At 42.6% G+C, this 12,037-nt stretch carries 12 protein-coding genes; 2 read left to right on the top strand and 10 right to left on the bottom strand.

Annotated elements, in window-relative coordinates; all coding sequences use genetic code 11:
• Window positions 1–19: 19 nt before the first annotated feature.
• The 5 genes from ACTWPM_RS09290 to ACTWPM_RS09270 are packed head-to-tail and all read right to left on the bottom strand — an operon-like array spanning window position 20 to window position 4,493.
• Window positions 20–664 carry a TVP38/TMEM64 family protein gene (locus ACTWPM_RS09290; protein WP_443132765.1) on the bottom strand — a complete coding sequence of 215 codons (645 nt, stop codon included), beginning with the start codon at window positions 662–664 and terminating at the stop codon, window positions 20–22.
• Window positions 661–1,620 carry an ABC transporter ATP-binding protein gene (locus tag ACTWPM_RS09285; protein WP_443132764.1) on the bottom strand — a complete coding sequence of 320 codons (960 nt, stop codon included), beginning with the start codon at window positions 1,618–1,620 and terminating at the stop codon, window positions 661–663. Before ACTWPM_RS09285 ends, ACTWPM_RS09290 begins: the two co-directional genes overlap by 4 nt.
• Window positions 1,617–2,417 (bottom strand): ABC transporter permease, encoded by an 801-nt coding sequence (locus tag ACTWPM_RS09280; protein ID WP_443132763.1) that lies wholly within the window; start codon window positions 2,415–2,417, stop codon window positions 1,617–1,619. The genes ACTWPM_RS09285 and ACTWPM_RS09280 overlap by 4 nt, the downstream gene beginning before the upstream one ends.
• Entirely contained in the window at window positions 2,414–3,274 is an 861-nt protein-coding gene (locus tag ACTWPM_RS09275; RefSeq protein WP_443132762.1) for an ABC transporter permease, read from the bottom strand. Before ACTWPM_RS09275 ends, ACTWPM_RS09280 begins: the two co-directional genes overlap by 4 nt.
• Window positions 3,255–4,493, bottom strand: a complete 1,239-nt coding sequence (locus ACTWPM_RS09270; protein WP_443132761.1) for an ABC transporter substrate-binding protein — start codon at window positions 4,491–4,493, stop codon at window positions 3,255–3,257. Before ACTWPM_RS09270 ends, ACTWPM_RS09275 begins: the two co-directional genes overlap by 20 nt.
• 166 nt (window positions 4,494–4,659) lie before the next feature.
• On the opposite strand from ACTWPM_RS09270, the gene ACTWPM_RS09265 reads away from it, so the two are divergent.
• Entirely contained in the window at window positions 4,660–5,250 is a 591-nt protein-coding gene (locus ACTWPM_RS09265) for a class I SAM-dependent methyltransferase (RefSeq protein ID WP_443132760.1), read from the top strand.
• Between the two features lie 106 nt (window positions 5,251–5,356).
• Window positions 5,357–5,611, top strand: a complete 255-nt coding sequence (locus tag ACTWPM_RS09260) for a DUF2164 domain-containing protein (protein ID WP_443132759.1) — start codon at window positions 5,357–5,359, stop codon at window positions 5,609–5,611.
• Between the two features lie 129 nt (window positions 5,612–5,740).
• Here the strand turns inward: ACTWPM_RS09260 and ACTWPM_RS09255 are convergent, their stop codons facing one another.
• From ACTWPM_RS09255 to ACTWPM_RS09235, 5 genes are all read right to left on the bottom strand, one after another.
• Window positions 5,741–6,739: an LLM class flavin-dependent oxidoreductase gene (locus tag ACTWPM_RS09255; protein WP_443132758.1), complete on the bottom strand. Its 999-nt coding sequence runs from the start codon at window positions 6,737–6,739 to the stop codon at window positions 5,741–5,743.
• A 939-nt stretch (window positions 6,740–7,678) separates the two neighbouring features.
• Entirely contained in the window at window positions 7,679–8,977 is a 1,299-nt protein-coding gene (locus tag ACTWPM_RS09250; protein ID WP_443132757.1) for an efflux RND transporter periplasmic adaptor subunit, read from the bottom strand.
• A gap of 23 nt (window positions 8,978–9,000) precedes the next feature.
• Entirely contained in the window at window positions 9,001–9,672 is a 672-nt protein-coding gene (locus tag ACTWPM_RS09245; RefSeq protein WP_443132756.1) for a hypothetical protein, read from the bottom strand.
• A 316-nt stretch (window positions 9,673–9,988) separates the two neighbouring features.
• On the bottom strand, window positions 9,989–11,371 hold the full coding sequence (locus tag ACTWPM_RS09240) for an MATE family efflux transporter (protein ID WP_443132755.1): 1,383 nt from the start codon (window positions 11,369–11,371) through the stop codon (window positions 9,989–9,991).
• A complete protein-coding gene (locus ACTWPM_RS09235; RefSeq protein WP_443132754.1) occupies window positions 11,368–11,820 on the bottom strand; it encodes a MarR family winged helix-turn-helix transcriptional regulator in 453 nt (150 codons plus the stop codon). Before ACTWPM_RS09235 ends, ACTWPM_RS09240 begins: the two co-directional genes overlap by 4 nt.
• Between the last annotated feature and the right edge of the window lie 217 nt (window positions 11,821–12,037).

Raw genomic sequence — 12,037 nt, 5'->3', positions numbered from 1 at the left:
ATAAAGAGGCGCTTATTTATTATATCTTCAGCCAGCTCCTGACCTTATTCCGGAATAAAAAAGTCAGAGCAAAGATCAGAGCAAATACAGTTAAGGCGATGAAAATTAACTGACGGTCTCCACTTGCCAGGCTTGTACCGACTAAGCTGTAGGCGAATGTTCCGGGGAGCATTCCGAAAACGGTAGCGATGATAAAAGATTGAAGCTTTACACGTGTGACGCCTGCCAAGTAACTTAAGATGTCAAACCCTACAATAGGGATGAGTCTTAATACAAATACATATAATAAGCCCCGCTCTTTCATCCGGTAATATATTTTTTCAGACCATTTGGATTCTTGGAATTTCAAAACTGAATCTCCGAAGAACCGTCCCATCACGTAACCAGTAATTCCAGCCGCAGTAGCACCAATCACAATGTATAACATACCTGGCCATAAACCATAAGCAAAAGCAGCGGCTAAAGATAGGATGGAGGTTGGAAATACAACGATCGGACCTATCGCATACAACCCCATAAACAGCATCGGTCCATAAATACCGAAAGAAAGAATGTATCCACGAATACTATCCGCAGTTACATCAAATTGCTTCCGGATAAACCAAGCAATAGCAATAAAAATAATGACAAATAACAGGGCCCGTAGGAGGCTTTTCCATTTCATATTATCGCGCCTCCAAACTTCCGGATACTCGATTCTTTAATATATAGAGTGATTTTTTCCGCGGATACATGTTCCCTGAGAGGAAGAACAATCTTATGGCCTAGATCTTTTAATAATATATGACCGACCGTCTGGCCGTTTTGGAACGTAATGTGCTGCAGGATCCCATCATAGGAACGCATTTCTTCTTCTTTAATAGGATGGAGAGAACAATCCTTGACTGGAACATAGTGTCTTGAGTCAATGACCAGATGACCTCCTAAGAAATCAGCAACAAAGGAATTGGCGGGGTTTTCATGAATCGCTTCTGCCCTGTCGATTTGCTGGAATGTACCTTCATGAAAGAGAGCCAGACGGTCCCCCATAATCATCGCTTCCTCCGTATCATGCGTTACAAAAACCCCTGTTATAGATTGATCAACTAAAAAATCTCTCACCCAATATCTGATCTCATGACGCAGTTTAGGGTCAAGGCTGCTGAAAGGTTCATCAAATAAAATGATTTCAGGTTCAGTAGCCATAGCGCGGGCTAAAGCAACACGCTGCTGCTGGCCCCCGGAGATTTCGGCAGGGAAGTACTTCCTGTATCGATCTAACCCAGTTGCTTCAAGCAATTGGGTGATTTTGTTTTTGTCCTTCTTACCTGCGAGCTTTGCACCGTAAGCGATATTTTCCTCGACTGTCATATGCGGAAAAAGTAAAGGCTGCTGAAAGACAAGACTGATATCCCGGCGATTAGCTTTTTGGAAAGTAATCTCTTTCCCATACATATGAATACTTCCTTGGGAAGGGGTTTCCAGACCAGCCAGGATACGGAGCAGGGTTGTTTTTCCGCTTCCTGAAGGACCCACTATGCTTAGAATTTCTCCTTTTTCTAATTGAAAAGTAAGGTCAGACAGGATGAGGTCGTGATTAAATTGTTTGCTTAGATGCTGAACGTTCAGTGTGTGACTCATCGTGTATTCCTCCAGGGCATTCTAGAATAGGGCAGAAGAAGGATCAGACCTTCAACAATGATGTACATAGCTAGTGGAATCATAGCAAACCAGACAGCAAAAGCGGCCATGACCGAGGTGTTAGCTGTATCAAGGAATGGAAAGAAAATCATAGGCAGGGTAATGATCCTGCCGCCACCGATGATAGAGGTAATGGCATATTGACTTAAGCTGATAACGATGGTTAAGAACGTGACGCTGCGAATCGCAGGTTTCATTAAAGGAAGTTCTACAGTGAATAATTGATGCAACGGTGCAGCACCAAGTACGAGTGGTTGTTCCAACATATGATTCCCAAGCTGGGCGTACGAATTGTGAAAAATCCGAATGCTGTAAGGAATAGTAGGAACTAGATGAATAAGAATAACTCCTGCCATTGTATCAGCCAGTCCTGCTTGAATCATGAACAGATGAAGTCCCATTGCGACTGCAAGCACTGGAATTAAAACGGGAGACAGGAAAAGGGCTTCCAAAAGCGGTTTTCCTTTAAACGAAAGCGTGGCTAGCGCTTTACCCGCAGAGATTCCCACGATCATATTTAGAATAAGTACACCTGCTCCGACAACGACGGACCAGAGTGTAGCTTCCAGCAGGTTAGCTGCAGACCATAATACCTGAAAACTCGCTAGTTGAAAGTGGAATGGTTCTCCGGACTGGAAGCGCCAGGGAGAGCTGAAACTTTGTAATAGAAGCAGCAGGACGGGCATTACAAACAACAAAAGAGCTGACACTATAAAGGTGAGTTTTTTAGCATTCATATAGATCTTCCTCTCATAGCTCGCCAGCGCTTTTTCTGAAGTATAGAGAAACCTGCTGTGGAAAACGCAAGAATGAACAGACTCAGGCTAACCATTGCTGCAAAAGCCATCGGCCGGTCTTCCCATCCACTTCCATAAAACCATTCATAGCTGAGTACTGAAATCATTTCTGGAAAAGTGGTGCCCATTAAGGCTGGGACTTCATAGGCAGAGACCGTAAAAGAAAATACAATCAATGCAGTTTCCACTAATACAGGGAAAACAGCTGGCCACTCGACTGCTGTGAACTGCCTCATTTTACTTCCGCCGAGGGTTTTCACGAGGTCGTAGTAGCCTGGTTTAATAGAACTATAAACCGGCAGCAGCATAAGAATGACAAAAGGTACTTCCTTCCATACATACGTTAGGATAATCCCTATCCCTTGCGGGTCCCTCGTCCAAATAGGGAATGCGCTGCTGTTCGGGATCACTCCTGCCTCCACAAGAACTTGAGCAACAAGCCCTGTTTCAGATAGAAGTAGAATAATCATGTAGCCCCACACAAAATGAGGGAAAAGCATCGGAAGCCACACGAGCAATCTCGGGACGTGATGTTCCAAGTAAGGATAAAATGAACGAGTGATGAGAACTCCAATGATTAAGGATAAAATCGTTGCGATCACAGTTGTTCGAATGCTGAACCAAATCGAAGAAAGGAAGCGGCTGGATTCAAATAAACTATTGTAATATTCAAATGTCCATCCTCCTCCTCCGGACAAACTCTGCATGATGGCCGCGAAGAAACCGTATATAGGCAGAATGAGAAATAAGAGGGCCGGGATTAATAGATAAACAGATTTATTGCTGAACAACTTCATTAAACCACTGATCCTTGATCCATTCTACATATCCCGCTTCTGATTCTGGAAGGAAGCTTTCTTCAAGTTTTTCTTGGCTCAGTACGCTCTTCCCGCGTTCGACGGATTTGAACTTCTCGCGCATATCTTTAGATAATTTATCCATACTGATAGGAGTGTTTTCTCCCCAATAGTCTGGTTCAAGCTTGGCTAACTGAGCTTCTGGAGAGAGCATATAATTGATAGCTGTTAGAGCTCCTTCAGGGTTAGGGCTGTTAAATGGAATCGAAAGAAAGTGTGTATTTCCAATCGAACCTGGCTCCATAACAAAGGAACGGGTGGTTTCGGGGAACACCCCTTCCTCAATAAGGGACTCGGCGCGGGCCTCATTATACCCCATCGTCATCCATACTTCTCCCTGGCTATATAGCCGGTCCAATTCGGTTAAGCTGTTCGGGTAGTGCTGACCGTTCCGCCACAGGTTCGGCTTCATATCTTCTAAATATCCCCAGGTTTCATCAGCTGTTTCTGCTGTTCTTTCTTGGTCTAGATTCTGTTCATAAATGTTAGATGGTTCCTCGGCTTTTGCGTATAAAACATGCCGAAGAAAGGCGTTTCCTGTAAAGTCTTCCGCGTTTGGATAAGTGAATTTACCTGGATGCTTCTCGACCCAGTTTTTCAATTCCTCAAATGAAGAAGGAGGATTTTCGATTTTCGATTGATCGAAATGAAAAACAAATTGTACTTTCCCCCAGGGAGCTTCCATCCCTTCGGTTGCTGTACCGAAATCAGTTTGGAAAGCAGGATCATCTGTATCGTAATACTCTTGAAAGTTTGGAAGCTTATCTACGAAAGATCCTGCGAGCAATTCGTTTTCTTTAGCGTTCTTAAAGTTCTCTCCATTCAACCATATGATATCTATGATTCCATCCTTCTTGCCGGCTTGTTTTTCGGTTTGCAGCTTTTGTAGAATTTCTGCAGTTTCCATGGGAACTCGTTCCAGTGTAATACCATATTTTTCTTTTAATCGGGGAGCAGCCCATTCATCAATATATTGGTTAATACCTTCATCGCCGCCCCACATATAAAGTCGGACCGTTGTACCGTCTGCGGAATTTTCTATATCAGACCAAGATTGTTCCTTCACTTCAGAAAAACCTGACCTATTTGATTGTGTGTCTCCACATGCAGCTAAAAAGGCTGTTAGAATGATGCTGAATAGAAGCCATCCATTTCTCATTGGAACCCTCCTTATCTCCTACACCCTACATTATTTTGTAAGAGGTTTCTGTAATCTATCATACAAACAAATCTATCTTAAGGAAACTAAATAAGTTTTAAATAGCGCATAGGATAGCGGAAGGGAGGGAAAAGACATAAAAGATTGGAAAAAGGAGTGGAATAGAATGTTATATGAACAGTTTGCTAAACCGGAAGGCTGGCTGGGGAAAATAACAGGATGGTTTATGGTTAAAGAAAACGAAAAGAGAAATGAGTGGACACTTTCATTTTTAGATATTCAAAATAAAGACAGAGTATTGGAGGTTGGGTTTGGGCCGGCTGATGCTCTTAAAAAGATAGCAGATAAAGAAGGAACTGTCTTATATGGGATTGATCCATCGGAGTCGATGGTGGAAACGGCACTTCGCAGACTTAAAAATGAAAAGAGACCTGATCAGGTGTGTTTGATGCATGGACAGGCTCAAGTGCTGGAAGATTTTCAACAGCCACTGGATAAAATCTATTCCATTAATAACATTTCATTTTGGGACACTCCCGTGAAGACGTTAAGCCACCTGCGTTCCCTACTGCGTCCTGGAGGGAGAATAGCCCTGACCCTTTCTCCGCATGGCCGTGGCACAAGTGATGAGACGACTGAAGTTATGGGTGGACAGCTTCGTGCCTTGCTTGAAGAGGCAGGTTTTAATAACATTGAAGTTTTTATAAAACCAACATTTCCGAATGACACCGTCTGTGCCCTCGGTATGAATAAATAGTGAATAACTGTTTGCTGCTAGTGAAGCAATGGCAGAGTAACAGTTTCTTATACTCCTTTTCATTCATGGATATGGTAGGCTTGGATTAGAAAGGGGACTGATTCAAATGCTTCCATCTTTAAAAAAGGAAGAGAAAGAATATGTGATTGCCAGAGTGCAGGAGTATTTTGAACTTGAAAGAGGCGAGGAGATGGGAGAACTAGCGGCTGACCAGCTTATCCAGATGATGGCGGAAGAACTTGGGCCCTTCTTATATAACAAAGGGATTCAGGATGCACGTCAAATGGTTGAACAGAAAGTCATGAATTTAGATGAAGATTTGCTGTCTTTAACCAGACCGGCCGGTCGTCCCAAGCGCTAGTTACATAGTGAAATCTTCGTCTTCAGGGACGGAGATTTTTAAATGGTTATGAAAAACAAGAACCGGAAATAGATGGTAATTAAAAAACAGGAGAACTTGAGCATAAAGACAAGTTCTCCTGTTTTTTGCTTATTTTTTATGAAGATTAAATGCTTCAGCTAATAGTTCATAGGAACGGAGGCGAGCTTCAAAAGGAGAGACAATCGTATTAATGATAATCTCATCTACCTGATAGCTTTCTGCTAACTCCTCAATCTCTTGTTTTACTCGCTCAGGAGAACCAACGATCATTCGGCTGCGGTTATCTTGTATTCTCTCTTGTTCAACTAAAGTATAAGAATACTGAAGAGCCTCGTCCGGAGTAGGAAAACCAGACCTTCTCGCGCCCTGTTCAATTTGTAAAAGAGCAAGATCGAGGCTTGAAGCTAAATATTCGGCATGTTCATCCGTCTCTGCACACACAACGAAAATGGAGACATTCGCGTCTGGTGCGCCTTGCTGCATGGAAGGGGAGAAATATTTTTTATAACGATCAACGACTCTTGCCCCTCCGTGGCCGTTTATAAAGTGGGCAAAAGAATATGAAGCGCCTAGATCTGCGGCCAATCGCGCGCTTGTTCCGCTCGATCCGAGCATCCAAATCGGAGGAGATGTTTCTCCTTTAGGGGTAGCATACACATTCATCCCTTGAGGATCCTGTCCATGCAAGTAGGCCATCAATTCTTCTATTTGAGCCGGGTATCCCTCAATATCAGGAGAACTGCCCCGGTTTAGAGCTAAGTTTACATTGGGCATGCCGCCTGGAGCGCGTCCTACCCCAAGATCAATTCGATTCGGGTGTAAGGTTTCCAGCACACGAAAAGATTCAGCAACTTTATAGGCACTGTAGTGAGGAAGCAGAACTCCTCCTGTCCCTATGCGGATGCGTTCGGTACGAGCAGCTAAGTGGGCAGCTAAGATAGCTGGAGACGACCCGGCAAGGCTTTCTGTACTGTGGTGTTCAGCTACCCAGAAACGGTGATATCCTAAACGATCTGTCCATTCTGCCAGCTGTGCTGTTTGTTTTAGTGCATCTTGAGAAGTCATCCCGGATAAAATGGGGGATTGATCTAATACACTTAATTTCATCCCTGTGTCCCCCTTTACTTAAATTAACACGTATATCTTCCCATGCAGCGATTTGATATGCAATGGATATGATTGTCACCAATCATTAAAAAGACTTTGTTAAGCTTTGGCGTTGATTTATTCCACAATAGGGCCGTTTAGTTGAAGACTCAGTTTCGAGATATTTTGTAGAGAAAGTGGCTCCAGGGAACGACTCGCTTTCCGCGGGCATGTGGTGAGCTTCCTCAGGCTTCGCCTTCCGGGATCTCACCGATCATGTTCATCCCGCAGGAGTCTTCGCCGTTCCCTTCCGCCCCTTTGCGATCATAGAGAGCTCGAAAATCTCTACATAATCGCCTTCCCATGAACAAGGATCATCTATAATCCACCTTGATTTTTACTGCTTGTTTACGTTTAGGAACCCTGTTATAGAAGCATTTGAGGCAGATACAGCTTGACCCCTGTCTTCTATAGCAGGGTCCGTTCACTAGATATTGTTGAGGTGGCGGAGATAAAGAAAACACGAAGAGCGGAGCGATTCGATGTTGCCTTATCGTACAGAAGCGAGGGAAGTCTCACTAGCCGCTAGGTGCTGGAGCAGGATAGCACTCCATGCCGTTTAGGAATTAGATTATGAATCCATCTATCATGAGTGTAAGAACGGGAGAAGGAGCTAGGCGAGACCCCACAAGGAGTGTTAACGACTGAGGAGGCTTGTGGTAAAAGGAGGATCGACTAAGATCGCCACCTCCTGTGGCAACGTCGATCGACCCTACTTCGTGTAGCGCCGCAGGAAAGGGAGTTGTTTCCGTAGCCGCCCCATCCTTTTTTGGCAATGGACCCGAGTTATCTCGAAACTGAGTCTTCCAGTATCGGGAGCTTTTGTGTAGGAGGCGACTTTATTAACTGAGCCTAAAAAAGCACCCTTCCTTTAGGAGTAAGGGTGCTCATCTGATCAGATTAACGAGCTAAAAGACCTAGTAATCCATAATTCACGATGCTATCCTGATCTGATTCCAATACCTGTGAAACCTTTAGGTCCTGAAGCTTGAGAGGAGTAAAGAAGGTGGATTCCCTCCGAAACTCATCTTTAGGCTGATAAGCAACCCACTCACCAGCTTCCAGCCCTTTTTGTATTTCGATCAGCTTGTTCTCTTTAAGTCCTGTTTCTACTTCGTGCCGATCGATTTTTCCGTCTTCATTCATTGTCCACACATATGATTTCTTCTCCTTGATGAGTCCGTCTTCCAGAGTAGTAACGACCCCATCAGCTTGTTTTGTAATAATCTCTACTTCTGCATGATAACCTGGCAAAATCTTTTCATCTACTTCGTCCATCGTGACTTCATATGGGTATCTGCTGCTTTCATTGACCTCTACTTCTTTAGGATGATCCTGGATCGTTGAAAGAGAACCATCAAGTTCCACGTTCAGTTCGGGAACGTATATGGCTACCGGCATTTCTTGTTCTACGTCCGGGCGATATTCTTCCTTCAAATCCCCCTGAAGGTTCAGCTCTGTTGAAGCGAGGGTGAGAATGGGTTCATCCAGATCATTGGAAGTATCCGTAACAGTTCCTGAAAATGGACTGCTCACCGTAATGAGCTGTCCATTCTCACGCAGTTGACTGAGCTGACTTTCTACCATAGCAGCCATAGCTTCTTTTTGAGCTAAAACAGTTTCTTGCTCAGCGATTTTTTCTTTTTTCAGAAACTCTGTCTCTGCATAGGAAGCTTCTGTATCTGGATTACTGGTATCACTGCTGGCCGGACTGTCTGGACCAAAGTTTGTATTATTTTCCGTATTCGGGCCGTTGAGGCCTGGTTCGCTCAGCTCATTTTCCGGTTCAGGGACTGTATAGCTCTCAAACTCTTGTATGTAATTCTCGAGAGCTGTTATTTCCTGTTCTAATCGAGTTTGTTTATTCTCGAGCTGGGTTTCTTGGCTGGCATAGTCTTCTACTTCATAAGAATAGAGGTCATCGCCTTCCTCAACGGTCTGACCTTCTTTTGCGACAAATTCGTGAAAAGCACCAGCATCCTGATTGAAGTAAACAGGAGTTGTTTCCGTAGCTGCAAAAACCCCTTCAGAATGCAGGGAGTTCTGCAAGTCGGAAGTGGTGGACTGAGACCATTCCTTAATGTAGGATTTACGCTCCACCTGCCCCTCATCATCATAGTAAATAAGCAGGGCATTGGCTGTTACGAATGCGATCATTAAGAAACCTATAATTCTTTTACTATACTTTTTATTTTTCATATACGTTCACACCTTCTGCTTTCTTACCTGATTAAATAGAGTAAAAACAGGTCATAATTGGATAGAGCTGCGGTTCCGGTCCATAAAAGCAAGTGCCAAAAGATAACGCCTGTCCATATCCACCTTTTTTTGGTAGGGGAGATGGCAGAAATGCATGTCACCTGGTACCAAATAATAAACAGTTGAAAAATGGAGATAGAGCCCAGTAGATAAATGACCCAATCTAAAGTGGTTATGTAGGAAGTGATAATTCCAAATGAAAAGGGTGAAACATACCAGTCTAACCCGAAGTAAACCATTAACGGGATCCACAGGACACGCTCAAGGAGCATGATTAAAAGGATGTTCATTTGGATAATCAAAAGCTTCTTATAAGAAACATGATTAAACAACCAGAAAAAGAAAGAAGATATAAATAAGATGAATATATATAACAGAATTCCAAAGGCTACTCTGCCGATCAAGAACCAAGCTTTTCTGAATTCATATTCCATCCTGTTTAAGGTGGTCATCTCATCTGATAGAGGGTCGGTCCCCAGCCCGATCCAGGAGGTCCATACATAGGTGAGAATGGTTAAACCTAGTAATAAGAATAATAGTTTCCAAACGTTTTTAATTCGCTCCGCTTCTCTCAATTTAAATAAGTGGTCTTCGCGGCGAATAAACAGTTTAATCAAGTTTACTGAATAAGTCATTCGGTCCATCCTTTATCTTTTTTTGTCTATTCTGTACTTATTTTAACTGAATTTGTCACACCTTGCTATATGATAATTGGAATCATTGGAAAAAATAACAATTTGCTTGGGAGAGTAAATAAGACTTTTTCTTTATCTAAAATTAAGGTAGCTTATGATGGTCGGTTTCGGTACCAGGTTCAGGTTATTTGATCATAGTGAAGTCCTCCAGCCAATTTCTTTTTAAAAAGTTCCCAAATAATCGGTAGAAATCCATTAATAATGAAGGAGCACTTACATAAAAAACACGACGTCAAAGGACGCCGTGTTTTTTCGTTTATAATGATGTCGGAGCAGTTTCATAGGGAGGAGTTTCTTTTTGTGATTTAAAGAATAGATCCCTATCTTTATACAGAAAAATAATAGAAAGCATAAAAGCCATTAAATCTGCAATTGGAAAAGCAAGCCATACACCAGTAACACCAAAAAAGTACGGAAGAACCAAGACAAGCGGTATTAAAAATAATACTTGGCGGGCCATGGATAAAATCATCGCTGGTTTCGCCATACCAAGTGCCTGGTAAAGGCCGCCGCTGACAACTTGAATACCAATTAACATGGCGAGGGCGAACATAATTCGTATGGCATAAGCTCCTGCTTCAATTGTAGTATCATCTCCGGTAAAGATGTGCATTAGTCCTTCTGGGAAAACCATCATAATTGCAAAGATACCGAACGATATAACGGTAACGATTTTCATACCGAGCAGGATGGTTTCTTTTAAGCGGGCATAGTTGTTAGCACCGTAATTATATCCGATTATAGGCTGCATCCCCTGCAGGACACCGATCATCGGCATAATTGTAAACATGGCGAGCTTCTGGACGATGCCAAAAACTCCAACTTCAAACTCTCCGCCAAATTTAATTAGCATAAAATTAATGGCAATCATCATGCCGCTCCCAGACACTTGGCGAATGAAAGCTGGCATTCCGATGATAATCACTTCCTTGAGTACTTTCAGGTGAGGCCGTAAAAAGGATGCCTGAATCTTTAGAGAGGATTTACCGCTAAGGAAATAGTAGAGTACAACCACGCTTACAGTTCCCTGTGAAATTACAGTAGCGATCGAAGCTCCCTTCACTCCCATGTCCAGCCCAAAAATAAAAATAGGATCAAGAATGATATTTAATACAGCAGGTATGATCATAGTAATCATGGCAAAGCGTGAGTTACCTTCAGATCTGATGATATTGTTGGTCGTAAAGGCAAAGGAAAAGAATAATGTGCCAAGCAAAATGGGAAACAAGTAATCTTTTGCGTATGGCAGGATGTTTTCTGTCGCTCCAAAAAGTTTTAGTAGGGGTTCCAGAATAGTGAAAGCACTAATAAAACCGAATACGCTGATAATGAGAATAGTAAAAAGCACATTTCCAAATACCTGGTTAGCTTCCTCGGCCTTGTTTTCCCCAAGTCTTCTTGAAATAACGGAAGCGCCCCCAATCCCCACGGCGGCTGCAACTGCCATCATAATCATCATGACCGGAAAACCAATACTTACGCCGGACACACCCAGGATACCTACCCCTCTTGCAATAAACAAAGTATCCACGACGTTGTATAAAGCCATAACAAACATACCGATCATAGCCGGGATGGACAAATTGGCAAGCAGCTTTGGTATTGGCTGAGTACCTAAACGCTGACTCTGTTCTTTCATGATTGGTCACTCCTTTCTAAAGAAGGCTTCATATTCTTCTGGACTTTTTTAAGCCACGACACCATTACTTTCTGTTCTTCTTCAGAAAGGCCTTCCGATGCTTGGATTTCGATCTTTCGAATAATTTCCTGAATGGTCTCATGCAGTTCGAGCCCCTGACTCGTTAATGTGATTAAATTAGCACGTTTGTCACTCGGACTTGTTCGTTTTTCGATCCTTCCGTGCTTAAGTAAGGATTCAATGACTCCGTTCATGGAGGAAGCTTTAATATATAGTTTCTTCTGTAGCTCGGTTTGTGACTGTTGACCGCAAGTGGCCAGGAAGTAGATCACTCTCGCTTGAGAGTGAGTAAGATCGTACTCCCCAAGCCTTTCGTTATAAACGTTTTGTATAAAATGTGAAGCCATATGGATGTTGTATCCTAGAGAATCGCTGAATTCTTGCTTCATTTTATTTAGCCTCCTAATAAAAAATAGTATAGTAAATTCCATTGTTGAAGTAAATATTTTTGTTTCAGACTATTTTAATGTTTATGAATATATTTAGGAAAACACCACTTTAACCAATAATTATGAGATTTTTAACTAGCATCTATGATGTTTTGCTATGTGATCTCCAACGTGGAGATTTTGGTTATTTATATAGTAATAATTAGCTGACTAAATG

The sequence above is a fragment of the Halobacillus sp. K22 genome (assembly GCF_052246795.1).
Taxonomy (GTDB): Bacteria; Bacillota; Bacilli; order Bacillales; family Halobacillaceae; genus Halobacillus.
Note: the sequence above shows the minus strand (reverse complement) of the source record. Positions and strands in the feature narration are given on the sequence as shown.

Excerpts from the sequence above, each read along its gene's own strand:
- ACTWPM_RS09290 (WP_443132765.1), bottom strand. The coding sequence starts at position 664 with ATGAAATGGAAAAGCCTCCTACGGGCCCTGTTATTTGTCATTATTTTT.
- ACTWPM_RS09285 (WP_443132764.1), bottom strand. The coding sequence starts at position 1,620 with ATGAGTCACACACTGAACGTTCAGCATCTAAGCAAACAATTTAATCAC.
- ACTWPM_RS09280 (WP_443132763.1), bottom strand. The coding sequence starts at position 2,417 with ATGAATGCTAAAAAACTCACCTTTATAGTGTCAGCTCTTTTGTTGTTT.
- ACTWPM_RS09275 (WP_443132762.1), bottom strand. The coding sequence starts at position 3,274 with ATGAAGTTGTTCAGCAATAAATCTGTTTATCTATTAATCCCGGCCCTC.
- ACTWPM_RS09270 (WP_443132761.1), bottom strand. The coding sequence starts at position 4,493 with ATGAGAAATGGATGGCTTCTATTCAGCATCATTCTAACAGCCTTTTTA.
- ACTWPM_RS09265 (WP_443132760.1), top strand. The coding sequence starts at position 4,660 with ATGTTATATGAACAGTTTGCTAAACCGGAAGGCTGGCTGGGGAAAATA.
- ACTWPM_RS09260 (WP_443132759.1), top strand. The coding sequence starts at position 5,357 with ATGCTTCCATCTTTAAAAAAGGAAGAGAAAGAATATGTGATTGCCAGA.
- ACTWPM_RS09255 (WP_443132758.1), bottom strand. The coding sequence starts at position 6,739 with ATGAAATTAAGTGTATTAGATCAATCCCCCATTTTATCCGGGATGACT.
- ACTWPM_RS09250 (WP_443132757.1), bottom strand. The coding sequence starts at position 8,977 with ATGAAAAATAAAAAGTATAGTAAAAGAATTATAGGTTTCTTAATGATC.
- ACTWPM_RS09245 (WP_443132756.1), bottom strand. The coding sequence starts at position 9,672 with ATGACTTATTCAGTAAACTTGATTAAACTGTTTATTCGCCGCGAAGAC.
- ACTWPM_RS09240 (WP_443132755.1), bottom strand. The coding sequence starts at position 11,371 with ATGAAAGAACAGAGTCAGCGTTTAGGTACTCAGCCAATACCAAAGCTG.
- ACTWPM_RS09235 (WP_443132754.1), bottom strand. The coding sequence starts at position 11,820 with ATGAAGCAAGAATTCAGCGATTCTCTAGGATACAACATCCATATGGCT.